General features: G+C 54.9%; 24 protein-coding genes. 20 read left to right on the forward strand and 4 right to left on the reverse strand.

The features are described from left to right. Positions 1–109 precede the first annotated feature (109 nt). From CPZ25_RS15340 to CPZ25_RS15355, 4 genes are read right to left on the reverse strand one after another with little or no spacing between them, the layout of a single operon-like run. The gene (locus CPZ25_RS15340; RefSeq protein WP_096919185.1) at positions 110–2,497 is read right to left on the reverse strand and encodes a PAS domain-containing hybrid sensor histidine kinase/response regulator; all 2,388 of its coding nucleotides are present in this window, start codon (positions 2,495–2,497) and stop codon (positions 110–112) included. Beyond that, positions 2,481–3,719, reverse strand: a complete 1,239-nt coding sequence (locus CPZ25_RS15345; RefSeq protein ID WP_167495250.1) for a GGDEF domain-containing protein — start codon at positions 3,717–3,719, stop codon at positions 2,481–2,483. Before CPZ25_RS15345 ends, CPZ25_RS15340 begins: the two co-directional genes overlap by 17 nt. After that, positions 3,709–4,929 carry a GGDEF domain-containing protein gene (locus CPZ25_RS15350; RefSeq protein WP_096919187.1) on the reverse strand — a complete coding sequence of 407 codons (1,221 nt, stop codon included), beginning with the start codon at positions 4,927–4,929 and terminating at the stop codon, positions 3,709–3,711. The genes CPZ25_RS15345 and CPZ25_RS15350 overlap by 11 nt, the downstream gene beginning before the upstream one ends. Positions 4,930–4,972: 43 nt before the next feature. After that, positions 4,973–6,742 carry a putative bifunctional diguanylate cyclase/phosphodiesterase gene (locus CPZ25_RS15355; RefSeq protein ID WP_096919188.1) on the reverse strand — a complete coding sequence of 590 codons (1,770 nt, stop codon included), beginning with the start codon at positions 6,740–6,742 and terminating at the stop codon, positions 4,973–4,975. A 237-nt stretch (positions 6,743–6,979) separates the two neighbouring features. Between CPZ25_RS15355 and CPZ25_RS15360 the strand changes: the two genes are divergently transcribed. The 20 genes from CPZ25_RS15360 (at position 6,980) to CPZ25_RS15450 (ending at position 25,945) form a co-directional block, all read left to right on the forward strand. Beyond that, a complete protein-coding gene (locus tag CPZ25_RS15360) occupies positions 6,980–7,708 on the forward strand; it encodes a hypothetical protein (RefSeq protein ID WP_133067065.1) in 729 nt (242 codons plus the stop codon). A 106-nt stretch (positions 7,709–7,814) separates the two neighbouring features. After that, positions 7,815–8,288, forward strand: a complete 474-nt coding sequence (locus CPZ25_RS15365; RefSeq protein WP_096919190.1) for a phage antirepressor KilAC domain-containing protein — start codon at positions 7,815–7,817, stop codon at positions 8,286–8,288. Then, positions 8,285–8,938: a hypothetical protein gene (locus CPZ25_RS15370; RefSeq protein WP_096919191.1), complete on the forward strand. Its 654-nt coding sequence runs from the start codon at positions 8,285–8,287 to the stop codon at positions 8,936–8,938. The genes CPZ25_RS15365 and CPZ25_RS15370 overlap by 4 nt, the downstream gene beginning before the upstream one ends. Next, positions 8,938–9,111, forward strand: coding sequence for a hypothetical protein (locus tag CPZ25_RS20540; RefSeq protein WP_167495251.1), 174 nt, complete (start codon positions 8,938–8,940; stop codon positions 9,109–9,111). The genes CPZ25_RS15370 and CPZ25_RS20540 overlap by 1 nt, the downstream gene beginning before the upstream one ends. Position 9,112: 1 nt before the next feature. Then, a complete protein-coding gene (locus CPZ25_RS20710; RefSeq protein ID WP_074617419.1) occupies positions 9,113–9,373 on the forward strand; it encodes a helix-turn-helix transcriptional regulator in 261 nt (86 codons plus the stop codon). Positions 9,374–9,410: 37 nt separating this feature from the next. Further along, complete coding sequence (locus CPZ25_RS15380) at positions 9,411–9,647, forward strand: DUF1659 domain-containing protein (RefSeq protein WP_096919193.1); 237 nt, start codon at positions 9,411–9,413, stop codon at positions 9,645–9,647. Between the two features lie 38 nt (positions 9,648–9,685). Beyond that, complete coding sequence (locus CPZ25_RS15385; protein WP_096919194.1) at positions 9,686–9,922, forward strand: DUF2922 domain-containing protein; 237 nt, start codon at positions 9,686–9,688, stop codon at positions 9,920–9,922. Between the two features lie 20 nt (positions 9,923–9,942). After that, on the forward strand, positions 9,943–10,512 hold the full coding sequence (locus tag CPZ25_RS15390) for a YcbK family protein (protein WP_096919195.1): 570 nt from the start codon (positions 9,943–9,945) through the stop codon (positions 10,510–10,512). Positions 10,513–10,990: 478 nt separating this feature from the next. Continuing rightward, on the forward strand, positions 10,991–13,207 hold the full coding sequence (locus CPZ25_RS15395) for a SpaA isopeptide-forming pilin-related protein (RefSeq protein WP_096919196.1): 2,217 nt from the start codon (positions 10,991–10,993) through the stop codon (positions 13,205–13,207). A 313-nt stretch (positions 13,208–13,520) separates the two neighbouring features. Next, entirely contained in the window at positions 13,521–14,981 is a 1,461-nt protein-coding gene (locus CPZ25_RS15400; protein ID WP_167495252.1) for a sensor domain-containing diguanylate cyclase, read from the forward strand. A 22-nt stretch (positions 14,982–15,003) separates the two neighbouring features. Beyond that, a complete protein-coding gene (locus CPZ25_RS15405; RefSeq protein ID WP_096919198.1) occupies positions 15,004–15,303 on the forward strand; it encodes a hypothetical protein in 300 nt (99 codons plus the stop codon). A 166-nt stretch (positions 15,304–15,469) separates the two neighbouring features. Then, entirely contained in the window at positions 15,470–16,138 is a 669-nt protein-coding gene (locus tag CPZ25_RS15410; RefSeq protein WP_096919199.1) for a hypothetical protein, read from the forward strand. A 17-nt stretch (positions 16,139–16,155) separates the two neighbouring features. Further along, the gene (locus CPZ25_RS15415) at positions 16,156–16,872 is read left to right on the forward strand and encodes a hypothetical protein (protein ID WP_096919200.1); all 717 of its coding nucleotides are present in this window, start codon (positions 16,156–16,158) and stop codon (positions 16,870–16,872) included. Positions 16,873–16,874: 2 nt separating this feature from the next. Continuing rightward, entirely contained in the window at positions 16,875–17,738 is an 864-nt protein-coding gene (locus CPZ25_RS15420; RefSeq protein WP_096919201.1) for a MucBP domain-containing protein, read from the forward strand. Between the two features lie 218 nt (positions 17,739–17,956). Beyond that, positions 17,957–18,937, forward strand: coding sequence for an Rpn family recombination-promoting nuclease/putative transposase (locus tag CPZ25_RS15425; protein ID WP_096919202.1), 981 nt, complete (start codon positions 17,957–17,959; stop codon positions 18,935–18,937). Positions 18,938–19,164: 227 nt separating this feature from the next. Next, positions 19,165–20,364, forward strand: coding sequence for an AfsR/SARP family transcriptional regulator (locus tag CPZ25_RS15430; protein WP_082669388.1), 1,200 nt, complete (start codon positions 19,165–19,167; stop codon positions 20,362–20,364). A gap of 22 nt (positions 20,365–20,386) precedes the next feature. Further along, a complete protein-coding gene (locus CPZ25_RS15435) occupies positions 20,387–20,827 on the forward strand; it encodes a hypothetical protein (protein WP_096919203.1) in 441 nt (146 codons plus the stop codon). 164 nt (positions 20,828–20,991) lie between these two features. Then, a complete protein-coding gene (locus tag CPZ25_RS15440) occupies positions 20,992–24,600 on the forward strand; it encodes a DUF7601 domain-containing protein (RefSeq protein ID WP_096919204.1) in 3,609 nt (1,202 codons plus the stop codon). A 14-nt stretch (positions 24,601–24,614) separates the two neighbouring features. Further along, a complete protein-coding gene (locus CPZ25_RS15445; protein WP_096919205.1) occupies positions 24,615–25,241 on the forward strand; it encodes a hypothetical protein in 627 nt (208 codons plus the stop codon). Positions 25,242–25,369: 128 nt separating this feature from the next. Continuing rightward, positions 25,370–25,945 carry a signal peptidase I gene (locus CPZ25_RS15450; RefSeq protein WP_096919206.1) on the forward strand — a complete coding sequence of 192 codons (576 nt, stop codon included), beginning with the start codon at positions 25,370–25,372 and terminating at the stop codon, positions 25,943–25,945. Positions 25,946–25,952: the final 7 nt, after the last annotated feature.

The following is a 25,952-nucleotide window of genomic DNA, read 5'->3' on the forward strand; positions in this document are numbered from 1 at the left end:
GAGCAATTCTCCTTAAAATGGATTATTTTGTCTATTCTATCATTTTTGTATTTTAAAAACAACAAAGAGTGTACCTGCAAAAAGTAAAATTGGCACGTTATCGGTAAATTTACAGGAGCCTGTCGAGCTCCTGTAGCATGAGCTGGAGGTCCAGGGGCTTGGCGAGGTGGCTGTCCATGCCGGCCTCCCGGGCCTTTTCGATGTCGGCCGCGAAGGCGTCGGCGGTCATGGCGACGATGGGGATGGCGCGGGCGTCGGCCCGGGCCATCTGCCGGATGCTGCGGGTGGCCTCGTAGCCGTTCATGACAGGCATCTGCACGTCCATGAGGATCAGGTCATAGTAACCGGACGGGGCCATGGCAAAGGCATCGCAGCCCTCGGCACCGTCGCCGGCGCAGTCCACAGCCGCGCCGGCCTGGGACAGGAGCTCGACGGCGATCTCCTGGTTGAGCGGGTTGTCCTCCACCAGCAGGAAACGCCTGCCGCCAAAATCGTACCGGGGCGCTTCACCGGCGTGGCCGGTGTTCAGGGGCTCGCCGTGGATCAGCCGCTTGAGGGTATGGCAGAGGGTGGATTTGAACAGGGGCTTTGAGATAAAGTCGTTGGCCCCGGCGCTTTGGGCCTCCTGCCTGATGTCGGCCCAGTCGTAGGACGAGGCGATGAGGATGGGGAGCTTATCCCCAAGCTGGGCGCGGATCTGCCGGGTGACACCCAGGCCGTCGGTGCCGGGCATCTTCCAGTCCAGGATCAGCACGTCAAAATCCTGCCCGTCCTCGTGGGCTTTTAAGACCCGGCGCACGGTGTCCCCGCCGTTTTCGGCGCACTCGGCGTCAATGCCCAGGGCGTTCAGGGTCTGGACGGCGTACTCGCACATGAGGGCGTCGTCGTCGGCGATGAGCACCCGCAGTGCCGGCAGCGCCGGGTAGCTGTCCGGGTTTGCCTCGATGTGCAGAGACAGGTATACCACAAAGGTGCTGCCCGCGCCCGGAGCGCTGCGGACTGTGACGCTGCCGCCCATCATGTCCACGATCTTTTTGGTGATGGCCATGCCCAGGCCGCTGCCCTCGGTCTTATCCACCCGGCTGTCGCGCTCACGGGTGAAGGCGTCGAAGATATGGGCCGCGAAGTCCTCGGTCATGCCCATACCGGTGTCGGCGAAGGTGAAGCGGAACTGTCCGAAGCCCTCCCAGGCGGCGGGAAATTCCTCCAGGGTCAGGGTGATGCTGCCTGCCTCGGGCGTAAACTTGACGGCGTTGGACAAAATATTGATAAAGACCTGCTTGAGGCGCAGCGGGTCGGCGTACAGGTGCTCGTGCTCCACGCCAAAGGTGCGGATGAACAGGTGCTGGCTTTTTTCGGCCGCGGCGGGCTGGATGATGGCCACGATGTTCTCCATGAAGTCGGGCAGGGAGAAGGGGCTGTTGTTTAAGGCCATGCTGCCGCTCTCGATGGCGGACATGTCCAGCACGTCGTTGATGAGCCCGAGCAGGTGCTGGCTGGACAGGGCGATTTTGTCCAGGCAGTTTTCCACGCGGTCTGGGTCGTCCAGGTGTGTTCTGGCGATCTCGGTCATGCCCACGATGGCGTTCATGGGCGTGCGGATATCGTGGCTCATGCTGGACAGGAAGTCGGACTTGGCGCGGCTGGCCTGCTCGGCGGCTTCGAGGGCTTCTTTAAGCTCTGCCGCCTGAGCTTCGAGCTGGCTCTGCATTTCCCGCAGCTCGGTGATGTCGGTCACGTCGATGAAGATGGCGAGGTAGACGGGCTCCTGGTTCTGCCAGTCCACGCAGGTGGCGCTCAGCTGCAGGCGGGCTTCCTGGCCGTCCGCGCCTCTGACGGTAAGGCCCAGGCTGAGGGGTTGCCCAGACAGGATTTTCTCCCGGCTGGCCTCGATGGCCCGGCGGTTCTGGGCGTAGTTCTGCAGAAAGAGCGGGTTTGCCCCGGTGTCCCAGCAGTCCTCGCCGAAAAAGGCGGTGTAGCGCGTGTTGGCCTCCAGCAGGGTGAGCCTGAAGTCTCTGCTGACATGAAACTTGGCCACAAAGCCAGGCAGGGCGTTGTAGGTGACGGTCTGGGCCTTCTGCATGAGCACCAGGTCGTTGATGTCGGTCATGACCGTGTAGGAGACCTGATGGCCGTCGATGTACTCGTCAGAAAAGGTGGCCACCATGCGCACCCAGACGTACTCCCCGCCCTTTTTGGGCATGTGGGAGATGTGGGTGTAGCCGCCACGGTTGTTGTTGATGGCGTCCATGACCACCTCGGTGAGCTTTGCGAGCTCGCCGGGGTCGTCGGCGTAGTAGGTGTCGCACAGGTTGTGGTATCTGGCCTCATATTCGGCCTTGTCCCAGCCGATGAGCTCATAGTAGAACGCGTTGGCCCAGACCAGGGTAAAGTGCTCGTCCAGCAGATGCTTGCTGACGCTCACCTGCATCAGGCTCATGAGGGTGTTGTACTCATAGCCTGCGGTATCGCTGTGTTGCTTAAGGTCTTCTTCCATTTTTATTTCTTTCGGTGTTTTCTTTATCGTGATACATGCGCTTGTCCGCTGTCTGGATAAGGGCGTCCGGGCTCTCGCCCTCACCGCTCTGCGCCAGGCCGAAGCTGACGGACATGGCAAAGGGGTGGCCGGGCATGTGGCTGCGGGCCCGCAGGCTCCGGTTCACCCGGTCCATACGGCTGGCCGCAATGGCGGGCGTCAGGTCCCGGAACAGGAGCAGGAACTCGTCGCCGCCGTAGCGGAAAAGCTGGTCGGCGTCCTGGCGGCAGGCGCTCTGCAGGGTCTGTACCACAGTGAGCAGGTAGCGGTCGCCCATCTCATGTCCCTGGGTGTCGTTGACAAGCTTCAGGCCGTTGAGGTCCGCGAAGCAGAGGCAGAAGGGCGTGCCTGTCTCCAGCCAGCCGGCGGTGGCGGCCTCTGCCATCTGCCGGTTCGGGCAGCCGGTCAGCGGGTCGGTGGAGGCGATGCGGCTCAGCTCCAGCGCTTCCTCTCTTTGATGTTCTAACGCCGCGAGCACCTGGCTGTTGAGCGCCCGGTACTGGCCCAGCCGGCTGATGCGGGCCGCGTACCGGACGGCCAGATAGAGGCCCAGCAGCGAAAAGACACAGGACTTGACGCCCCACAGCTTGAGCACCAGGAGGTTGCCGGGCTGTGTGTAGATGAGCAGGTTGAGCACCAGGTACAGGTAGATGGCCAGGCTCAGCTGGATCAGGAAGCGCCTCCGGGCAGGGTCCTTGAAGACGACACGCGGGTTATCCATGTGGGCGTCGTAACGCCGGGCGATCTGAAAGTAGAGCCCGGCGGCTAAAAACCCCAGTCCCACCGGGTAGCGCTTGAGGTTGCCAGCGTCCATCGAGTTGTTGTCAAAGCTGGCGAGGGGCAGGTCAAAGGCTGCGGCCAGCAGGCAGCGCAGCAGAATGTTTAAAGCCAGGCCGATAATCATGGAGAACAGGGCCAGGATAAAGCCGTCGCTCAACGGGCAGCGGAAAAAGCAGAGGATCTCGATGAGCAGCAGGGTAAAGATCAGCAGCCAGTTGACGACCAGGTGCAGCTGCAGAACTGAGCAGAGGGTAAACAGCGTGTAGTTGAGGAAAAAAGCCAGCGCGATCCACCGCCTTTTTACCGGTTTTAACAGGATGGCCTCCGCGTAGCGGAAAAAGAACCAGTTCTGGTAAAAATAGATCAATCCGATGACAATGAGCGGGATCATGTCAGAGGTCATGCCGCACCTCCCTCCCGCGCCGGGCGCTTTTGTCCGCATACATGCTGCGGTCCGCCTCCCGCACGAGGCTTTCCCGGGTCTTTTTGGTGCCTGCGGGTGCCTCGGCGGTGCCAAAGCTGAAGGATAATGAAAAACCCTGCCCGCGCGGGGCCTCGAGCCGCGTCCGGGCAGCTGACAGCAGGGCCTCTGCCGCCTCGGCGGACAGACCGGGCAGCAGCACCATGAACTCATCGCCGCCCACCCGGGCAAAGACGTCCTCGCCGCGCAGGGCCTTCGTGAACTGGCCGGAGAATTCCCTCAGATAGTGGTCCCCGGTCAGGTGGCCGTAGGCGTCGTTGACGGCCTTCAGGCCGTCCAGGTCCAGGTAGGCCAGCGTGAAGGGGGTATGGCGGCTCAGCAGCAGCTCCAGGTAATTAAAGAGGTAGAGTCTTGTGTAGGCGCCGGTCAGCGGGTCGCGGTAGGCGGTGTCCCGCAGGGCCTCGGTGCGCTCGGCCTGCTGGTGCATGGTGGAGGTGAGGCGGGTGTGCTCATATTCCAGATAGTCCTCCTGCCGGATAATGTTCAGCTGGTTCATAAAAAAGCCCACCATCATGAGCAGCAGGGCGTTGCTCCCCACCAGAAACAGGGAAACCACAGCGCTGGGGAGCTCAAAGAGGCAGGCGGCAGCGTCCGCTAGCACAAAGATGACTGCCAGAAAGGTAAACCGGACAAACAGCCGGGATTCCTCGGAGCCGTAAATATCCCGGAACTCGGCCAGAAAGCCGGCGCGGCGGCTCAGCAGCAGCTCGGCGGCGAGGCCGAAGAGCAGCAGAAGCGCCAGGCAGGCGGCGCGGAGCGCCGGGTCGCTCAGGACTGCGCGGGTGTCAAGCCCCAGGCCAAAGGATAACAGGCCCAGAAGGATCAGGCAGGCAGCGCAGGTGAACAGAAAGCCCACGTTCACGGCCGCCCAGTTTGGCTGGCCCGGCTCTGGAAAGTGCAGAAGCTCGCAGACCTTGAGGCCGTAGAGCAGCAGAAAAAACAGGGGCAGCGGCAGGTTAAATAACGCCATGATCAAAAACAGGGCGCACAGGCACAGGCCGAGGACCGGCCACCAGTGGCGCAGGTGCGGCATGTCCTGGTTCAGGGCGCTCAGGAGTCCCCAGCTGGAAAAGGCGTAGAGGCCGGACAGCAGGAGAATGAGCAGCATGAGGGCATTCAGGTTTTGGGTCATGGGATCACTCCTTTATCGCGAAGGCTGCGGCCCGCGCCGCAGCTTAAGGGTTGTCAGTTTCACCGCCGCCAAAGGCCAGCGTCTCAAAATCCGGGATGGGCACCGGGCGGGAGAATACATAGCCCTGCACCATGTCGCAGCTTGACTGTCTGAGGAATTCCACCTGCTTCTGGCTTTCCACACCCTCGGCCACTGTGGACATGGAGAGCTTTTCGGCCATGTCGATGACCGAGGTCACCACGTCCCGTTCCCTGGGGTTGTCGGCGTTCTGGGAGGTGAAAAAGGCCCGGTCCAGCTTGAGGGTATCCATCTGCAGGTCCTTGAGCAGGTTGAGGGAGGAGTAGCCGCTGCCAAAGTCGTCCATGGAGCAGCGGTAGCCCCGCCTGTGAATCTGGTCGATGACCTGAAAGAGCATCTCGGGGTTGGTGAACACCAGGGTCTCGGTCAGCTCGATTTCCAGAAGCTCCGGCGGCACGCTGTACTCGCTTCGGATGGCCTCGTAGGCGTCCAGGAAATCGGCGTCGGCCAGGTGCGCCCGGGACATGTTCACCGAGATGGGCACTGGCTTCACGCCTCTGTCCAGCCACCCCCGCAGCAGGATACAGACCTGCTCGAACACGTACAGGTCCACCTCCACGATAAAGCGGTTTTTCTCAAAGAAGGGGATGAACTCATCCGGCGGAATCAGCCCGCGCTCGGGGTCCTGCCAGCGCACCAGGGCCTCGGCGCCGGCGATGGCATCGTCTTTTAAGGACAGCTTAGGCTGCAGGTAGACCACGAACTCGCCGTTCAGCAGGGCGTCCTGCATGCGGTTTTCCATGTCCTTTTCCCGCATGAGCTTCAGGCGGTCCAGGTCGGAGTAAAACTGGCAGGCGAACAGGCGGCTGTCGCCCGCGTCCTTCACGTTCTTCAGTGCCACGTTGGCCCGGTCCAGCTGCTGGGTGAGCGGCAGGTTGGGGTCCAGCACCGGGTAGATGCCAAAGGCCAGGGAGAGGAAATATTTGCGCTCGCAGCCGTCGTTAAAGCTGTTGATGTCCTGAGCCATCCGCTCAAGCCGGTTGACGAGCATCCGCTTGTCCGCGTTTTGGAGCAGCAGGCAGAAATTGTCCGCGGCGGCGCGGCAGACAAGCTCGTCGTCTTTTAGATGTCGCCGCATGACCTCGTACACATAGCGCAGGGTCTGGTCACCCATCTCGATCCCAAAGAGGTCGTTGATGAGCTTGAACTTGCGGATATCCATGGAGACCAGCACATAGTCGCCGGGCGCGCCCTCCAGGATCGCGCCGCCGGCGTCCATGTCAAATTTAGAGCGGTTGGGTCCCCTGGTCATCGGGTCCACAAAGGCCAGCTCCAGCAGCTTGGCGTTGCTGCGCTGCAGGGCCTGCTCCTGCTCGATGTAGTCGGTCATGTCGGTCATGACCGTGTAGGCCACCGGGCAGCCATCGACCACCTCGTCGGTAAAGACGCCCACCATCTTGATCCACATGGCCCGGCCGCTCTTGTGGTACATGCGCGCCATGGCCTCATAGCTGGTGTGGCCCGCGCCGGCGGCAGCTGCTACCTTTTCGACAATGGCCGACCAGTCCTCCGGGTTTTGGTTGAAATAGATATCTGGCCGGTTGTGGAACAGCGCCTCGTACTCATCCTTTGGGTAGCCGATAAGCTCGTAATAGTAGGGGTTGGCGCTGATAAGGGTGAAATGCGCATCCATCAGATGCCGGCTCACGCTCACCCGCAGAGCGCTCATGAGCATGTTGTACTCATTGTCGGGCGCGATGTCATAATGTTTGATGCCTTGTTCGTTTTCTGACATTTCGGTTTCCTTCTTTATTTATATTTTAACGCTTATAATTATTCTATTTTACCACTGCTTTCAGGTAAAAGCAATAAGAAAACCGTATATGATTAAGCAAAATAATAAAAAGTTTATATTAAGAATGGATTTTTATTCTTATAGCGGTTAAAATATAAGCGAGAGGAGTGATAAACCATCGCTAAATTCGTAAACCGCTATGTTCAGGAGGTGATCGTGGAGGCCGGGGAGTTTATCATGGACGCCATGCCAAAGATCCCCGGCCACGCCAACCGCTGGCGGCTGCACCGCTACTGGGTGGCGCACGGGGCCATGCCCCAGGTCATAAGCTGCACGCCCGCAGAGCCGCTGCACTGCGAGAATCACGTGGTCTACAAGACGACCAAAAACCAGACGCGGCCCAGAACCCAGGTCTGCGGCGCGGTCCTCACCTACAACAGCAGCGAGCTGCGCGGCCCCACCGAGGTGGACGGCGTGCCCACCTTTTTCATGGTCGAGGTGCACAGCTGCCCAGACTGCGCCGGGCGCAGACGGGCCGACCCGGACTTTTCCGGGCAGGTGCACCACCGGATCCTGACCGACAACATGATCAAGTACCGGTCTCACCTGTCAAAGGTGTATGAGGACATTATCCTGGAGGGCATCGAGCCCGGGCGCACTGTGGCCTTTCCCTTCAGCGAGGAGCACGCCGGCCGGCTCAGAAGGCAGTTCGAGGCCCTGACCGCCCTGGCCAGGGAGAGGGTGGGCGCCCTGTATACCCCGGCGCCTCCGCCCTTGTACCGTGTGCCAGAGGGCGCGCGGCGGGACCGGCGCGACAGCGGCAGGGAACACCGGGCCCAGGGCGTGGCCTACATTCAGGCCTTTACCGCCAAGCGGCCGGCCACACCGCTGATGAGGGGCTGGTACAGCCGCCTCCTCCAGTTTTTCGCAGATGTCAATGGGGATATAGCCGCCGTCCCCCGATAAAAAAAGCGCGGTTCTCAACGGATTGTTCCTTAATTCAGCTTCCGGACTCAGGTACCCTGTAGATACACCCAAGCGGTGAATCTAAAATCTGCAAGGAGGCAATAATATGCAGAAGAAATCAACAACAGAATTGTTGGAAACGTTCTTGTCAGGGGGCTTGTTTACTGTGCCCGAAAACCAGAAGCTTTCGAAGGATGAGGCGCTGGCCCTCGGGCTCATCGAAATCGCCTGCGCCATCAGTCTTATGGCCGCCGACGCCCAGTTCGCCAGAGAAGCTCTGGGCAGCTGCGGCGTCTTTCCCGTCAGCGAGATCGCCGGGGATTACGGCTACAGCGCCCAGGCCTTTAACAAGCTGCTCTGCGACCAGGGAATCCAGTACAAGCGGGGCCGCCGGTGGTATCTGTACGACTGCTACCAGGGCCTTGGCTACACAGCCACCCGGCTCACCACCCGGGAGGCGGGCGGCCGTACCCGCGCCTTCAGCGGCATGCAGTGGACCGTCAAGGGACGGCGCTTTCTCTACGACCATCTGCGGGCCCAGGGCATTGTGCCCACCGCAGGCAGAAAGGAGCAGCCATGAACTACCTTACCGAGCACCGGAGCTTTTACGCCTGGCTTGGGAAAAACCCCAGGAGCACCGCGTTCCAGAGCCTCTGGAATTACCTGCTCGTCCGCAACAACAATGCGGCCATCCGGGGCGAGGACGGCGACATGTACTGGCCTGTGTGGTTCGGGGTGGACAACAGCGACCTGCGCCGCCTCTTAGGCGAACAGGATGCCAAACGCATCTGGGAACACCGCCGCAGACTCATCGCCGCAGGGCTCATCGAATACCGGCCCGGTTCCGGCGGCAAAAGCGGCGAGTACGCCCTCGTCCCCTTTAACCGGGAGCAGACACGTCTGCAGGTCATTCCCCAGGGCGGCGGCGAAGCCGTTACGGTCTGGAACCCGCCGGGAAACAGCCCCCGGATCGCCGCCGGAGCCCTCCCGGAAGCCCCGGCGGAACCGGGCGCGTTCTCTTCTGATTATAATTCTATAAATCATAAATATATAAATCATAAAGAGTCTTACCGGTGCGAAGGGGAGCCGCCCGTGCCTTATTTCAACAGTCTGCCCGCCCTCACCGATGAAGAAATGGCAAGCCTGCGCGCCATCCACACCGATGACGCCGCCCTGGTCGAGGCCATGTGGGCCCTTAAGGAGCAGAAACAACGGGAGGAGGAGAGCTGATGCAGCACAAAAGAGAGTGCGGCTATGAGCGCTACCGCTGCCGGGCCCACATTGTGGTGCAGGAGACCGTTTTGGCCTACAGCCTGGAGGAGGCCGAGCTTTTGTTCGAGGCGCGGCTGGACGCCCTGGAGGACGACCCCGGCCTGCGCGTTGAGGGCATGTGGGTGGAGTGACATGGGCAAGCGCACCGCCAGATGGACAAAGGCCCACCGCGCCCGCCTGGGCCTCACCCAGCCCCAGCTGGCCGAGGCTGTGGGCGTCAGCCTGAGCACTGTGACCCGGCTGGAGCGGGGCGACCCGGTAAGAGACTATGTGCTCGAGGACCTGGAGCGCCTGTTTGAGGACGAGCGCCCCGGCGAAAATAGTCAGAATCCTCAGCCCGGTGGGCAGAATCATCACTTCCAGCTGACCATATACCAGGACCTCCTGAGGTGATAAACTGAGAGCATCACAACGAAAGGAGGAACCCCAAATGGCATACGAACAGACCAAAATCAGCCATGACATGAAGATCATCTTCAACTACGGCGAGGTGGGCGGCAGCATCAAGAAAAAGAGCAAGACCTACTCCGGTCTCAACATGGACATGACTGTGGCCACCAGCGAGGCCATCACCCGCACCGGCAAAGCCATCGGCAAGCTCTGCACACCCATCGTGAACGATATCCAGAACTTTATGGGCTACAGCAATATGGAAACCTCCGCCTAAGGCAGAGCGAAAAAATCTGAAAGAAAGGAGAAATGAAGATGGAGACAACCACGACCACCAAAGCGCTGGACCTGGAGTTTGAGCTGGAAAACGGCAAGAGCTTTACCATCACCTGCCCCGACTATCTGGACGACCTGACAAAAGAGCAGGTCGAGGCCCAGGCCGCCGAGATCATCGCCGCCGGGGCCTTTGCCCCAGACGGCTTTAACCTCAGCAAATTCAAGAGCTTTGAGTACATCGACAAGACCACCCGAAAAACCGAAATCGACGCGTAAAACACGCAGAAAGGAAAAAAATGAAAACCGTCAAGAAAAGAACCGTCCTACTGCTCCTGGCAGTCCTGACCGCCGCCGGGATCCTCTACTTTGCCCTGGAGCTGAGCTGGGCGCCAATGCGGCAGAACCCGCCGCCCAGCCAGACAGAAGAAGCACCAAAGCCTGAAACGCCAGCCCCAGAAGCCCCAGCTCCTGAAGCCCCGGAGCCCGAAACGCCAGCCCAGCCCCAGAGCGGTGTCCTGGAACAACAGCCCCTCATGGTGAGCGAGCACTTCGCCCGGGATGAGTACCGCTGCGACTGCCAGGGCAGCTGCGACGGCTTCCCCGCCGAACCCGACCCCGAGCTCGTCCGCCGCGTCGAGGCCCTGCGCCTGGCTGTGGACGCGCCCGTCATCATCACCTCCGGCGTCCGCTGTGAAAAACGCAACGAGGAGGTGGGCGGTGTGCCCTGGTCCTTCCACAAGCGCGGCGCCGCCGCCGACCTCTACAGCCCCGGCGTTCCCGTCGGCACCCTGGCCGCCCTGGCAAAGGACTGCGGCCTCAATATCCTGCCCTACTACAGAGACGGGTATGTGCATGTGGAGATATGAGAAAACCCCCGAAGTCTTTCGGGGGTTTTTTAGTGGAAAGTTGATAGTGGAAAGTGGAAAGTTCAGGTGCAAATCTGCCGCCGGCAGATTTGATGCGATGCGGCCAGAGGCCGCTGTTCCAGTCGTTTTTGCGTTAGCAAAAACGTTCTATAACTATCCACTATCAATTTTCAACTCAAAGGGCTTCAAACTTTCCCTTTGCAGCCCACGACCGACTTTGCCGACATCCTGAAAGCCCCTCTCGGGGCTCTTTTTTAGTTCAGCTCGGGGTAATCTCTTAAAAACACGTCGATGGCGGCCTTGATCTTCTCACAGCCGCCTTTTTTTACGCCGCAGGCCTTTAGCCGCCCATCATCATGGCGAAAGCCCGCGTGTCACACGCGTGTCAACTTCTGCCCGTGAAACTTATAACCTGGGATTGTATTAACTCTGAGCGTTATTTATAATGGAATTAATCACAAATGAGGAGTGTGCAATTATGAGGAAACAACTTAAGTATTTGACGAAGAAGATGATTGCGCTTATTTTTGCCATGTTTTTCACCATTGGTCTCATGCCGGCAGCGTTCGCTGAGGGCGAAGACACGAGAGACTTAACCAATGTTCTTACCGATTTACATGTCGATATGAGCTTAAAGAAATCAGACGGCGCCACAGTGCCCATCATTGTGGATAACGAAAAGGACGCGGGCTTTAATGAAGCTCTGGTTTCAGGCAGCACCATTCTTTTCGGCATTACCTGGACCTTGGAGGAAGCGGATTTTTACGGCCAGGTAAAGGCAGGGGATTATTTTACCATTGACCTTCCCTCCGACTATTTCACCTTCCGGGACACCACCCTGAACACCCCGCTCACCTACAACGGCGAAACCCTGGGGCACTGGGGCGTCCGGGATAACAAGATTCAGTTCACCCTGACCGATACCGGCGCGCAGAAGCGCTATATTAAAGGCCATTTTAACGCGAGCGGCACCCTCAAGGCCAACGAGTCCGGCGATGTCGTGATCGAGATCGGCGACGTGGCCCTGCCGCCAGTCCCGGTGGAGCCGTCCACGCCCGCTGCCCCGGACCCAGACGTCGACTTCCCCTATGAGAACTCCAATCCGCCAGCTCAGAAGCCGATTTCTAAAAACGGCTCTACCTACGCGGGCTCCGAGGCCATTACCTGGAGCATTCCACTCAATTACGACAACATGGTCACTGCCGCCGTGCATACCAGCCCTGCCCTCACCCCGCTGAAAAACGCTGTGGTCGAGGATACTCTGGAAAAGGACCAGACCATCAAGTCGGTCAGCATTCAGACGGTGTTTTACCGGCCGAGAAACGCCGCCGGAGAGCTCAGCACCCAGTGGGGCGCTACCATCAGCGTCAAGAGCCAGTTCACAGAGCTGAACCAGGAGAACGGCGAAAGCCCCGACGCCTTTAAAGCCCGGGTCAAGGGATACGGTTCGCCCGCTTACGGCGTGAGCGCGGATAAAAAATACCTGATCATCAGCCTGGGCGACGTGCCCGGAAACGGCGTGAAAATGGCGGCGGACGATACCGCCCTGCGCGCGAAATTTAAGGCCAGCAACAGCCGGCTCACCGACGCCGAGCTCGACACCATGGTCAAATCCTGGGGGACAGGCGGCATCGCCGGGGGCCAGGCGGTTGGCTACTACATCACCATCCAGGCCGAGGCCGGCCGCGCCTATGAGCAGTACAGCAACACCGCCACCCTCACCACCTCGGATAAGGCCCCGGCTGAGGCCAGCAAGTCCGTCACGCTGGAGGACCTGCAGGGCGGCATCGAGGCCGGCGAGCCCCACAGCGTGCGCCTTGAAAAGCGGAGCGCAGAGAACGGGAACCCGCTGGAAAACGCCGCATTCCAGCTGGAAGTGCTGCGGGACGGCGTGTACGTCCCCTATGTGCCCACTGACGGCGGCGGGCAGATCCGCGCCACCGGCCCGGACGGCGTGGTGGAATTCAGGCAGCTGGGCTCTGGCACCTACCGCTTTGTGGAAACCGCCGCAGCCCCGGGCTACGATAAGGACAGCGTGACCTACAGCCCCGAGACCTTTACCATCAGCAGCGAGGACACCCAGGGCGTGGTGGTCACCGCCACCAACCTGCCGATGCCCGTCGAGCCGCCTGTGGACCCGACCCTGGTCTACGGCAGTGTCGAGCTCACCAAGGTCGATCAGGCAGACCCGCAGAAAACCCTGAAAAACGCCGGGTTCCGCCTTTATGAGCGGCAGGAGGAGGGCAGTGTGCTCTATTATAAAGACGCCAATAACGGCCTGCCCCTCTGGAGCGCCGACCCCGCCGAGGCCCAGACCTTCACCACCGACGACCAGGGCGTAATCACCGCAGTCCATCTGCCGCTGGGCACTTATTATTTCGAGGAGATCACCCCGCCGGAGGGCTACGCCTTAAGCGAAACCCCGCTGGCCTTTACCCTGGATGAGCACAGCACAGAGGCCGCCAAAAAGGTGGTCTTCGAGAACGCCAGAACCAGTGACCCGGCCAACCCGGCAGACCCGGCCAGCCCGGCCCCGCAGAAGCCAGGCGCGAGCGGCGCGCAGAACGCCAGGACAGCCGCGCCCGGCGGCGCCAACCCTAAAACCGGCCTGGCCGACGTCAGCGCAGCCCTTGGAATGCTCGTTCTGCTGGCAGGCGGCAGCGCCGGGCTCATGATCCTGCGCCGTAAAAAATAAAACCATAAAGAACACAGCAAAGCCTCGTAGTATTCCGTCTCTTGGGATTCTTAGACACGCTGAGTCGCCTTAGGCCGCATCCAATCAAATCGGCCAAAGGCTGATTTGCACCTGAACTATCAACTATCAACTATCAACTTAAAAAGCTTGCTTTTCAACCCTTTATCTCTTGCTGACATCCTTTGTATACAGTCTAAAGCCCCGGAATCATCCGGGGCTTTTTTCTGTCTGTATGACCGCCATATGACCAGCGCTGCTTATAATGAGGTTAAATTGGACCGATAGGACCATTTTGCGGAAAGGAGACAAGGCAGTGAAGCAGCTTCAAAGAAAATCACTCTACCGTTACGCGGCGGCTCTGTTTGTCTTTCTGTGCTACCTGGGCATCTGCCTGGCGGTCTTTTTCATCGGCATCCAGCGCGCGGTCGAGAAAAACACCCAGACCCTTCTGGCGGACAACGTGGCCAGGCAGAGCAGCCTGATGGTCTCCCTGATGGACATCGAGTTTGAAACACTGAGCGGGATGGCCAGCTATATCGGCAGCCAGAGCGACGCCCAGGACAACCAGCGTCTGATGGCCGCGCTGGCCGGCGAGAGCAAATTTCACCGGATCTCCTACTTCACCCTGGACGGCGCCGGCTACTCAAACGAGGGCCCGGTGAACATGGACGCCCGGGACCGCGACTTTTTTAAAAAGAGCATCCAGGGACAGGAGGCCGTGAGCAGCCCCTATGAGAGCCGTGTGGAAGGCGACGAGGGCAGGGAGTTTATCGCCCTCTCGGTGCCCGTCTACCAGGGCGGGGCCATCGCCGGCGTGCTGGTGGGCAGCTACGACGTGCGCCACATCAGCGAGATTCCCTTCAGCAGCCTGTACGGCGGCAGTGGCTATGTCTATATCGTCGGCAAGGACGGCGAGGTCGTGGCCATGGACAGCCGCTACAGCCAACAGTGGGACCGCGTCAATTTTTATGATTTTTACAAAGATTATACCTTTGGGCCGGGCGCCAGCCTCGACAGCGTCCGGGACGATTTTAACAACGGGAACAGCGGCGTCCGCCTGCTCAAAAAGGGGAGCGACATCCGCTATCTGGCCTACGAGCCCATGGGCTACAACAGCTGGTTCCTGTGCTATGTGGTGCCCCAGGAGGACGCCCAGCAGAGCTATGCCTTTATCCGCGAGTACGAGGTGGCCCTGTCCCTGTTTGTGGTGGCCGGGCTCATCATCCTGCTCTCTGTCATGCAGTACATTAACGCGAAGGACCGCAAAATGCTCGTCACCAAGGCCCAGACCGACGCCATGACCGGGCTGCTGAACGCTGTCAGCACCCGCGAAGCCATCAACGCCTGGCTGGCCGGCGAGGAGGCATGCGGCATGCAGGCCCTTATCATGCTGGACATCGACAAATTTAAGGATGTCAACGATACCTACGGCCACGCGGTGGGCGACGAGGCCCTGCGCCAGTCCGCCGGGCTGCTCAGGGCCCATTTCCGGGGCAGCGATATCGTGGGCCGCGTGGGCGGGGATGAGTTCATCATTTTTATGAAAAATATTCCTGACGACGCCATTGTCATCAAGCAGCTCGAGCGGCTGTGCGCGGCCTTCCACAGCCTCCGCGTGGCCGAAGCGCCTGAGCTGCGCCTTACCTGCAGCGCCGGGGCCGCTCTGGTGCCCAAGGACGGCGTAGATTTTGACGACCTGTATAAAAAGGCCGACGAGGCCATGTATATGGTCAAGCGCGGCAGCCGGGACGGCTTTTATATTTACAGAGCATAAACCACCGAGAGGAGAGAGAACCATGACCACAAAAGCGCGAAGCGCCCTGTTTCTGCTGTGCGCCCTGTTTCTGCTGGCCTGCCTGCCCGCAGCCGCGGCTGCCAGCGGGACCGACGCCGGAACCGAGATCACCCTCACCACCCCCAGCGCCGCCGAAGCCCAAAACACCACCGAAACCATCGGCCCCAGCCCGGTGCCGCTGGCGAAGCCGCAGCGGGAAATGTGCGCCCTGTCCGCCCCGGTGGCATCCGGCATCGCCGCGGTCATCATCGCTGCCGTCACCGCTGTGGTCATTATCCGAAAAGCGTCGAAGCTGGAATAAAGCATTGAGAAAAGTGTCAAAAAGATGTAACATATACATAAAGGAACCGATCTGGCCGCCGCAGTGTGTGACTGCTGTGTGACAACCCCTGCGTATAATCGTAGGTAAGATTACAGAACATCGAGGTGAAAACCCTTTAAATTATCGATATAAGGAGTAAAGTCCAATGAAAAAGAAAAGAAATATCCTGATCATCATCGCCATCATTGCCATAGTAGCGGCAATCGGCAGCACGATGGCAGCCTTTGTCGCCTCGACAGCCACTCAGAAAGACGTGTCCGCCGCCAGGCTCGGCATCAAAATCGTACAGAACGGCGGTCAGACAGCTAAAGACGTCAAAAGCCTGGATACCGCCGAGGACAGAAAGGCAGGCTACCAGTACGCCGGCATGCCCGGCGACACCGTGAGCGAGAAAGTAGCCGTAAAATCCGACGCGAACAGCAAGGACAGCTACATCCGCATCACCATCAACCGCAGCTGGACCGATAAAGACGGCAAAAAAGACTTTAAGCTGTCCCCGAAAGAGATCGGCATTGAGAGAGACAATGACAGCTGGCTGGTGGCCGAAGACCCTGAAGAACCAGAGGTGATCTACTGCTACTACACAAAGAAAGTGAGCGGGGACGCCACCACCGAGAACGTCATGGACCGCTTCACCATTTTAAAGGATAAAGTTCAGGAAAACAGCAACGCCTACGCGGGCTACAGCGCCAACATCACCTTCGAGGCCGACGCCGTCCAGGCCGAGGCCGGAGAAAAGGCCATGCTCGCCGAGTGGGGCATTATCCCAGAGCTCGACGCGGCCGGCAACCTGACAGGCTATACCGAACAGTAGGATAGGAGGAAAGCAAAATGAAAAAGAAAATCGTCACCCTTTTAATCACCGCCGCCCTCCTGCTTGCCACCGGGCTCAGCGCCTCAGCGGCCGAGACCATCACCTTTAGAGGCCAGGCCGAAAAATTCGTGACCAGCGTAGACGGCGACGTCGAAACCTTTACCGACATGCTGCCCGGAGAGACACGCACCGTCAGCCTCACCCTCAGCAACGAGGACAGCAGCGAGATGAAATTTTACATGAGCGCCGAAATTCTGGACAACATCGCCAGTAAAACCGCCGACTCCCAGGCTGTGTACGACTTTGTCATCAGCAAGAACGGCCAGCCCTTCTTTACCACCATCATCGGCGGGGGCACCGCCAAAAACACCTCGGCCGGCGAAAAGTACTTAGACGAGAGCAACAACATTCTCTTAGATACCCTGGCCAGGGGCCAGAGCGACGTGATCGACATCAGCCTGACCCTGGAGGGCAACTCCACCGGAAACAGCTACATGGAAAAAACCGGGCAGATCCAGCTCGTGTTCACCGCGTCCACGCCCGATAACCCTGCCGGCGGCGGCACAAACGTCGTCGAGCGGCTCGTCCAGGCCATCACCCATCCCGGGGCCACCGGCCCGAACACCGGCCTTAACGGCGGCAGCCCATACCTGCTCATCGCGGGAGCCTGCGTCGTGATCGCTGTGGTCGTGATCATCATCCTGATCGTGACCCGAAAGAAGAAGGAGGAATAAACATGACCGCAGTACGAAAAAAAGTAAACAGAATCGCAGCCGTCCTCGTGACCTGCGCCATGGCGTTGCTGCTCATGGGTATCTCCATCCCAAGCGCCGCCCACGCAGAGGAAAAAATTTATAATATCGAGTTTAAGGCAGGCGCCGAAGGTACCATTAACGGCCAGAGCAGTGTTAGCGTGGAAGTGCCTTATGAAGGTACCTTAAGCTTGAACAATATAGATGCAATACCAAATAATTCCGATGAGTATTACTTTACAGGCTGGAATAAAGAAATTGAGTATAGTGTAACTAAAAAGGCCACCTACGTAGCTCAATATGCAAAAATGATTAGCAAAACGACTTACCGTGTGCGTTACTTAGATACCTACGGCAACGAATTAGCGACCCAGAAAGTGGTCCCTGCAAGTGTCGGAGGTAATGTCACAGTAGACGCCTTGACGATTGAGGGCTATATTGTCGACGCTATAGCCAAAACCACCACCATCGCCGCCGAAGGCACCGAGATCGATTTTGTCTATACCCCGGCCGATAACCCCGAATTCAGTACCCAGCCCGGCGTGGTCACCGTGACCGGACAGCCCGGCAATACCGGCACAGCCGCCACCCTGCCCGGCGGCGCAGCCGGAGACGGCACCAATACCCCCGGCGATAACAACCCCGGCGAAAACATCGACCCGGGCGATACCCCATTAGCCCCGGCCGATGAAGAAACCATCGACCCGAACCAGACCCCGTTGGCCAACGCGGCCAAACAGGTAGGCGGCATGGGCAACCTGATCATGATCGGCGTGGGCGTCCTGGCCCTGCTCGGCATCATCATCGCCGCCATTTTGGTGAGACGTAAAAAGAAAGCACAGCAGTAAAAAAAGCCCCGGCCGGGGCTTTTTTAGTGTCAGAAACTTTCCACTATCCACTTTCAACTAAACAGTCCTCTCTTTAACGTATTGCCGCTTACGGTAAAGTTTTTGCCAGCCCAAAAGTCCCTGCCCGGGGACTTTTTATTCAGACGCTTAAAGAATCCGGTGTATATTTGAAAAACAGGGAAAAATAAGCTATAATAGAAGAAAGTAAAGGGGAAAACATGGGGAAAAAAGATATCATACTCAAGCAGTATCTGTCCGATAATCGGCGCTTTGCTGAAATATTTAACAATGCGCTTTTCGAGGGAGAAGCCGTCATCCAGCCCGATAAGCTAAAACCAGTGGACAGCAGTCAGGCAGAAGTGATCGCCCTCCAGGAAACAGCGGCCGAGTTTATTCAGAAAAACCGGGACATTGCAAAAATTTACAACGAGGAGCTCGAACTGGTAATCCTGGGCATCGAAAATCAGAACGACGTTCACTACGCCATGCCCCTGCGCGTCATGCTGTACGACGCGTTGAGCTATGACAAACAGTACCAGAGCATCAAAAAAGAGCACCAGCGGGAAAAGGATATTACCGGGACAGAGCGTATCAGCGGCTTTTCCAGACAAGACAGGCTGATACCCGTGATCACCCTGGTAATCTATTATGGGACCGACGCCTGGGACGGGCCCCGCAGTCTGGCCGACATGCTGAGACTGCCAAAGGCATTTTCATCCCGCAAAAATCCCGTAAACAGCTACCCGATGCATCTGCTGGAGGTGCAGGCCATAAAAGACCTGGAAGTCTACGACGACGATCTCATGGCACTATTCGGCTTTATTAAATATCAGAAAAACCGCAGCGAGCTGGAAGCCTTTATTCAGGCACACGCCAGCTACTTCTACAAAGTATCGCGCGAAACCTACGAAGCCATCAAAAACGTAGCGGATATCAAAGAAATGAGCCAGTATATCGAAAAAGAAAAAGAAGAAAAGGAGGCCGTCAACATGTGCGACGCATTAAAACAGCTAAAAGAAGAAAGCATCCAGCAGGGAATGCAAAAAGGCCGCCGTGAAGGCCGCCAGGAAGGCGTCCGTCAGGTGGCGATAAAGCTGCTGCGCATGAACCATCCCATCCCGTTTATCGCCCAGGCCACCGATCTGAGCGAGGCGGAAATACAAAAGCTGAAAGAAACACTGCAGAAAGCACAGCAGTAAAGTATGTTTTATAAAAAATATTGATAGCTCATTGGTTTGAATTCAAAAGCGCGCGCTTATATAATGCGCGCTTTTTATTATTTTAACGCCACTTTCCTTAAAGAAAATCAGCCATTCGCATAAATAATGGACCGTTAACATAAAAAAAAGAAGTGACGATTTACAAGCGGACAATAAATGATTATAATAGAAAGTAAGAAAAATAATGAAAGTGGAGAGACAATCTAGTGGAACAGAGAAATCCTATGCTGGAGGTCCAGATGTTTGGAGGCTTCAGCATCGCCGGAGATGGCGCGGCTCTCAATGAAGAGAGCATCCGGTCGGAGATGATGACAAAACTCTTTATCTACATCCTGTGTCACCGCCAAAAAGAAATTACCGTACAGGAGCTGGCAGAAGTCCTGTGGGAGGAAGACGAAAGCGATAATCCCGCCGGAGCCCTCAAAAACCTTATGTACCGCCTGCGCACCCTCATCAAGAAAACCTGGGGAAGAAACGATTTTATCCTGACCGGGCGCGGCGCGTATATCTGGAACCAGGACATTCCCGTCAGTCTTGATATCGAAACCTTTGAAAAAAGCATAAAACAGGCTGGCAAGCACAAAGACCCAGTCTGCCGGATCGGCCTTTATAACGAAGCGGTCACCTTGTATAAAGGGGAATTTCTGCCGAAATTCGCCAGCGAATACTGGGTGGCCTCCCAGGCAGCCTATTACCATACCACCTATCTGGGGGCCGTCAAAAGCCTGGCCATCCTCCTGGAGAGCGAAGGCCGTTATTCCGAAATGGCCAGCAGCGTGAACAAGGCCATCCAGATTGATAACCTGGACGAGAGCCTGCACTGCTGCTTTATAAGAGCCCTTATGGCACAGGACAACTACAAGCAGGCCCTCGAGCATTACCAGACCACCGAGAAAACCCTTTACGACTATCTCGGCGTCACCCCCTCCGAAGAGCTCAGAGCGCTCTACGAGACCATCATAAAAAAAACACACCGTCACGAAAGAGACATCACAGCCGTCCAGAGCGAGCTGATGGAAGACCGGACAAACGGCGCCTTTTTATGCGAATACGGCGCGTTCCAGCGGATCTACCGGCTCCAGGCACGCCAGGGCGAAAGGATGGGGATCTCGATTTTTTTATTATTAGCGACCATTTCAGCCGACGATTTTCCCCAAAAAGATGAAATCCGCAAGGAAATGATCCGCGACGCCATGGTGCATCTGGAGGACGTGCTGCGCAGTTCACTGCGCTCCGGCGACCCTGTGGCCCAGTACAGCAGCACCCAGTACGTGGCCCTGCTGCCCACCTGCCAGTATGAGACCGCCAAAATGGTGGCCGGCCGCATCGAAAAATCCTTCTGGGGCAATTATAAGAACACACATATCCGCCTGCGGTTCGACCTGGACGAGCTGCACTACGAATAAAACCCATACCGGAGCATAAGAAATGAAAACACAGAACATACCCGTCAACAGCATCCGCCTCTGCCTTGACCACTGCACTGGCAGCCAGCTGGAGGGCACCATTGTCGGCGTCGCCCTCAAAGACCCCGTCCCCTTCAGAGGGCTCAGAGCCTTTGTCACAAAGGTGGACGCCGCCTTCGACCAGATCGGCAGGCCCCAGCCCCACCAGCTCACCCGCAGCTTTAACACAGAGGAAGCCCGCCCCGCGCCCTTTTCGGCCAACCCCGAGTGCTACCACGCGCCCGAGACCATACAGGCCAGGCGGGGTCAGGAGAAAACCCTTGACCTCATCATGCTCACCCGCCGCCATACCGAGTGGCAGGGCATTTTAAAAGACATCGGAGGCAATACCGTCGGCCATTTCAGCAGCGTTCTGGAATGCATCCAGCTGATCACCAGAGAAGAAGACCGCCATTTGGCCTGAGCCCCAAATGCGGTCTTATGTTTTTTGGAAAAAGACCTTAAGGCAGACCCCTTGTGACCATTGTGTGACACAGGGCTGGTATAGTTAAGGTACAATAACGGAAAAAGCATAAAAACCGCCGAAAGGCCGATGAAAATAGAAAAGGCACGAAGGGAGAACCAATCATGAAAAGCGTAAAAAGATTATCCAGATATACATCCATATTACTGAGTGTGCTGCTCATGCTTTCAGCCATGAGCCCGGGCATCACTGCCCTGGCCCAGGAAAAAGCAAACGCCGCCCCCACCGTACTGAACTACGAGGACGACAGCATCAAGGCAGAGCTGAAGGCCGCAGAAGGCGGCGCCCTGCCCACCGGCGCAGCGCTTCAGGTAAAAGCCTTAAATAAAGACAGCCAGGATGAAGCCGAAAAGGCCCTTTACGCCGAAACCGAAGCAGGGTTAAACGCCAAAGCCGCCGGGCAGGGTACAGCGGTCAATGGCTTTATTGCCTACAGCGTGCAGCTGCAGGATAAGGACGGCAAAAACGTCACCCCCGAAAAGGGAAGCTTTACCCTGAAAATCACCTATAAAAACCCAGACGCTCCCGAAGCCTATCAAAAAAGCCAGAGCACCGAAAAAGGGGTAACCCTGTATCAGAAGACCGAGGGCAAGGACGAACAGAACAACACCATCTACACCATGGAGCCGACACAGGAAGACAGCGCACAGATTACTGCGGACGAAAACGGAAAGGTGCAGTCGGTTGAAAGCAAGCTGACGACCCTGGAACCTGTGGCAGTGACGTGGGAGAGTGTACCGGAACCAACCGTTGGTAGTGAAGTTGAAAACACACAAGGATCTGAGAATACAGTGCTGGATGAATCACAGAGTATAATGCTTGCTCAAACGGCGTCTAAGGCAGTAAATAATCAGGTTCATTTTAGCTTTAAGATAGAAAAATTTAATCAATGGAAAGATAAAGATCAATATTTCAGCAATTGGGTTGTCAATATTGTGGATACGGATGGCACACCTATTTCAGTAGATACCATCAATCAAAATTCTATTGATTTAGATATAACGAATAATACACCCTCTATTACAGTGCCAAAGATTGTGAATTGTTTGACAGTAGATGGCTACACATTTAAAAAAGCAGAAGTCAAGGACTATAGCGATTTTAAAAACCCAAAGAACAAGGATGGAAAGACCCGTGAGTTTGACAACTTAATACTGTGGAATAGTGATAGCGAAGCATACCAATATCAATATGTAAGCAAAAGTGACAAATTTGGTCGAGATATTATTAATAGATATGATAATATTTATACAGGTTCAGCGGTAGTTACTTTTGTTTATGAAAAAACAGATGAGCAGCTGGAAAGTGTTGGCACTGTTGATAGCGCGTCTAAGGGTGTGGAAATTCAGATGTTCGATTATAATAAACCGATATCTCTTGGAGGAAGCTATCAAAGAACAGGACGGATCACTCAAGGCTTGTTAAAAAAGGAACTTGAAACAAACAATAGCAACGAAAGTATTCCGGTAATGGCGAATGATAAGGCGAATGATAACTCTATAATGAAAGACGCTTTTAGCACATCAAGCAATTATTATCAAGGGTTGGCAAATAATTTGTTTTTATTGGAAAATTATAATAAGGATAAAACTTTTTATTACAGCAGTTTTGAAAATTATGCTTACTGGAAAGAAGGAAAAAAGGCTGAAAATATCTCGGAAAATGACAAAAACACACCACATAATTTTACTGTTTATAAGCAAATTGGAACACCTATCGATACCAATAATAAAAGTTCCTTTTTCTATCTAAGAGGAAATTTTATGCCTTACAATCAAATCGATGCAGATAAACCGGCAGTTTTGAGTAAGAATCTTTTTGATGAAAATGGAAGATCACTTGTGGACCAATCTCGTTATAATGAAACGCTTTATAAGACACAGAAAAGCAACGCTCCTGGAGTTATAACTAAAACGGATGATGACTATTACGGGAATGACTATTATTTTGGTATGGTAGTGTCAGCTAGCTTCGCCCAATTAGAAAACGGAATGTATAACGGAGAACCAATGGTATATGAGTTCAATGGTGATGATGATATGTGGGTTTTTATCGACGGCGTTTTGGTATTGGATCTTGGGGGGATTCATGATGCACAGTCTGGTTCCATTGATTTTTCAACGGGGATTGTCAAATGGACGGATATTGATAAACAAGATAAACAAGATAAGGGCAGTTCGACAACAATCAAAGAACAGTTTAAAAATACTAAAAAAGGAAACGATATGACAAAGGCAGACTGGAATGGTGAAACTTTTGCAGACTATACCGGCCATGAAATTAAAGTTTTCTATATGGAACGTGGTGCAGGCGCTTCCAACTGCAAAATGAGCTTTAATCTGCCTGTTGTCCCAAAGGACAGTGTCACTGTCGCAAAAGAAGTCGTAAATATTAATGAAGGCTCTTATAGCGATGTGAATTTCAATTTTAAATTGTATGTAGAAGATGAAAATGCAAAAGAAGGTGACGACAACACAATTACTAAAGACAATATTACTTATAAACTAAAAACGAATCAACCTTACGAGTTACAGGAAGGCTCCAACACAATCTCTCAACTAAAAACAGGAACAGATGACGGTATATTCACTTTACATCATGGACAAAGGGCATTCTTTAATGAGATCAGCGAAAAGGGTACTCGGTACATTGTTCAGGAAGTAGATGTAGAACAAGACTACTATGATGATTTTTGGGTAAATGGAAAAGCTAAAGATGAAGAAGGATATGATATAGCAGAACAAACAGATGGCAGTTATATTGTACAGACGAAACCATTAACAATTGGTACAAATAGCATTGTTAAAATGCAGAATAATTGTAGTTCACAAAACCATCATGATTTGAACATCACTAAAAAAATGAGTGAAGGCCAGACAAGCGATGAAACTTTTAAAGTCCAGGTTACTATTGGTGGAAAACTTTTTAATGGTAAATATAAAATTGACACACGGGATGCAAATGATTCTTGGACAAACGTTGAAGAAAAGAAATGCACTGATGGTGTTATAGATATAAAAACGGGTCAAACAATTAAAATATCAAATATTGCTGCGGATACAACCTTTTCAGTGAGAGAAATAACACCCGATTCAAATCGATTTGAAAATCCTCAATACACGATCGCAACTGAAAGTTATAGTGATGTAACCATCAATGAAAATGGTGTTTCAGGAAACGTGATTTACAAAAATAATCCCCAGATTACCATTACCAACACACTAAAATCGGGCAGTCTCAAAATCACAAAGACCATCACCGAAGACAGCAAGGTTGACTACATGGACGGCGATCCGATCTTTACTTTTAAGATTACAGGCCCCAACAATATTGAGGGTCAAGAGCCCCAGGTATTTTACCGGACGCTGAGACTAAGCAAGGATGTGGGCAAAACAGCATCCATAACCATTGATAATTTACCAATAGGTGAGTATACTGTTGAAGAACTCAATACCATGCGCTACACCTGCACATCGTCTAATCCGCAGACAGGCACAGTCGAGCAAAATAACACCGAAGAAACAAAGGATACGCCTCCGGTAGAGTTCACTTTTACCAACAAGTTAACCAACGAAGATTACTTCTCCCACACCGATGTGGTGGAAAACAGCTTTAAGATCGGTGAAGATGGAACGGTCACAGTAGAACAGCATAAAGTCCCTGAAGGACAGGTTCCAGACGGCACAACACCCGTTCAGCCATCCAATGAATAAGGAGGTGCACAAAAATGTTAAACAACATCTTGAAAAACAGAAAACTGAAATATGGTTTAGTGTCCCTCCTGGCAGTAGTATTGATTGGCGGCGCGGTGACCCTGGCCTATTTAAGCAAAAGCACCGAAGCCGCGACCAACAATTTTGCCCCGGGCGAAGTGACTACAGAAATTGAGGAAAATCCTGAAGTAGTAGGCAGCACCATTAAAAAAGATCCGGCCGTTAAAAATATCGGCCCCAGCGCCTGCATTGTCCGGATGCGGGTAACCATCTCACCAGGCAGTATCGCAGATCGTGTTAATAATGAAAAGGCTGACGAGATTAAAATCGATTTTGATACGGAAGATTGGAAATATAATAAAGAAGATGGCTTTTGGTATTACCAAAGTATTGTGCCATTTACGGAGCCAAACACTGCAACGAAGCCTTTATTTACTGAAATTAAGGGCGTAACGGATCAAGAAGGAAAACCCCTTGAGGATTTTGAAGATTTCCAGATTACCCTTTATCAGGAAGCAGTACAGACCGAAGTAACCATTAACGAAACCCCTGTAAAAGCAACAAATACAACAGGAAACTACGATCATGAAAACGCCATGAAGATATGGGCAGAGTTTGATAAAGAAACAGTGAATGAATAAAAAGTAGCTGTCACACAAAACTGTGTGACAGTTTCTTTTTTTAAGTCTGTGTGACCACGCTATGACTGTATTTTGGTAGAGTATCGTTAAAGCATTCAGAACGAAACGTAAAGAAGGAGAAACGAATCATGAAAAAGGCCTATCAAATTTTTACAACCCTGCTGCTGATTATATTAATTGCGATGGCAGCCATCCTGTTTCTGCCAAAGCTGCTGGGCATGACCCCGCTGGCTGTGCTCAGCGGCAGCATGGAGCCCACCTACCATGTGGGCAGCCTCGTCTATGTAAAAGACGCCGACCCGGCCGAGGTGCAGGTGGGCGACCCCATCACCTTTAAGATCAGTGACGACACCATGGTCACCCACCGGGTGGTGGCCATCGATACCGAAGCCCAGACTTTCCAGACCAAAGGCGACGCCAACGACAACGTGGACGGCGGCGCCGTGGCTTACCAGAACCTGGTGGGCAAGCCCGTGTTTACCATCCCTTATATGGGCTATCTGGCCGTCTACGCCAACACCACCACAGGCATGATCGTCATGGTCACCGTCATATTGGTGATCCTGATTCTCACCTTCCTGCCCGACTTCCTGATGAAGGACAACGACGGCAAGGGAGAGGCAGCAACAAAAGAAGGCCAGGAGAGTAAAAGAACAGCCGAAAATAAAAAGACAGAGGCCCAGAAAAGAAAAAGGAAAAAATAGCCGTAAA

It is taken from the genome of Eubacterium maltosivorans, assembly GCF_002441855.2.
Taxonomy (GTDB): domain Bacteria; phylum Bacillota; class Clostridia; order Eubacteriales; family Eubacteriaceae; genus Eubacterium; species Eubacterium maltosivorans.

Excerpts from the sequence above, each read along its gene's own strand:
- CPZ25_RS15340 (WP_096919185.1), bottom strand. The coding sequence starts at position 2,497 with ATGGAAGAAGACCTTAAGCAACACAGCGATACCGCAGGCTATGAGTAC.
- CPZ25_RS15345 (WP_167495250.1), bottom strand. The coding sequence starts at position 3,719 with ATGACCTCTGACATGATCCCGCTCATTGTCATCGGATTGATCTATTTT.
- CPZ25_RS15350 (WP_096919187.1), bottom strand. The coding sequence starts at position 4,929 with ATGACCCAAAACCTGAATGCCCTCATGCTGCTCATTCTCCTGCTGTCC.
- CPZ25_RS15355 (WP_096919188.1), bottom strand. The coding sequence starts at position 6,742 with ATGTCAGAAAACGAACAAGGCATCAAACATTATGACATCGCGCCCGAC.
- CPZ25_RS15360 (WP_133067065.1), top strand. The coding sequence starts at position 6,980 with ATGGACGCCATGCCAAAGATCCCCGGCCACGCCAACCGCTGGCGGCTG.
- CPZ25_RS15365 (WP_096919190.1), top strand. The coding sequence starts at position 7,815 with ATGCAGAAGAAATCAACAACAGAATTGTTGGAAACGTTCTTGTCAGGG.
- CPZ25_RS15370 (WP_096919191.1), top strand. The coding sequence starts at position 8,285 with ATGAACTACCTTACCGAGCACCGGAGCTTTTACGCCTGGCTTGGGAAA.
- CPZ25_RS20540 (WP_167495251.1), top strand. The coding sequence starts at position 8,938 with ATGCAGCACAAAAGAGAGTGCGGCTATGAGCGCTACCGCTGCCGGGCC.
- CPZ25_RS20710 (WP_074617419.1), top strand. The coding sequence starts at position 9,113 with ATGGGCAAGCGCACCGCCAGATGGACAAAGGCCCACCGCGCCCGCCTG.
- CPZ25_RS15380 (WP_096919193.1), top strand. The coding sequence starts at position 9,411 with ATGGCATACGAACAGACCAAAATCAGCCATGACATGAAGATCATCTTC.
- CPZ25_RS15385 (WP_096919194.1), top strand. The coding sequence starts at position 9,686 with ATGGAGACAACCACGACCACCAAAGCGCTGGACCTGGAGTTTGAGCTG.
- CPZ25_RS15390 (WP_096919195.1), top strand. The coding sequence starts at position 9,943 with ATGAAAACCGTCAAGAAAAGAACCGTCCTACTGCTCCTGGCAGTCCTG.
- CPZ25_RS15395 (WP_096919196.1), top strand. The coding sequence starts at position 10,991 with ATGAGGAAACAACTTAAGTATTTGACGAAGAAGATGATTGCGCTTATT.
- CPZ25_RS15405 (WP_096919198.1), top strand. The coding sequence starts at position 15,004 with ATGACCACAAAAGCGCGAAGCGCCCTGTTTCTGCTGTGCGCCCTGTTT.
- CPZ25_RS15410 (WP_096919199.1), top strand. The coding sequence starts at position 15,470 with ATGAAAAAGAAAAGAAATATCCTGATCATCATCGCCATCATTGCCATA.
- CPZ25_RS15415 (WP_096919200.1), top strand. The coding sequence starts at position 16,156 with ATGAAAAAGAAAATCGTCACCCTTTTAATCACCGCCGCCCTCCTGCTT.
- CPZ25_RS15420 (WP_096919201.1), top strand. The coding sequence starts at position 16,875 with ATGACCGCAGTACGAAAAAAAGTAAACAGAATCGCAGCCGTCCTCGTG.
- CPZ25_RS15425 (WP_096919202.1), top strand. The coding sequence starts at position 17,957 with ATGGGGAAAAAAGATATCATACTCAAGCAGTATCTGTCCGATAATCGG.
- CPZ25_RS15435 (WP_096919203.1), top strand. The coding sequence starts at position 20,387 with ATGAAAACACAGAACATACCCGTCAACAGCATCCGCCTCTGCCTTGAC.
- CPZ25_RS15440 (WP_096919204.1), top strand. The coding sequence starts at position 20,992 with ATGAAAAGCGTAAAAAGATTATCCAGATATACATCCATATTACTGAGT.
- CPZ25_RS15445 (WP_096919205.1), top strand. The coding sequence starts at position 24,615 with ATGTTAAACAACATCTTGAAAAACAGAAAACTGAAATATGGTTTAGTG.
- CPZ25_RS15450 (WP_096919206.1), top strand. The coding sequence starts at position 25,370 with ATGAAAAAGGCCTATCAAATTTTTACAACCCTGCTGCTGATTATATTA.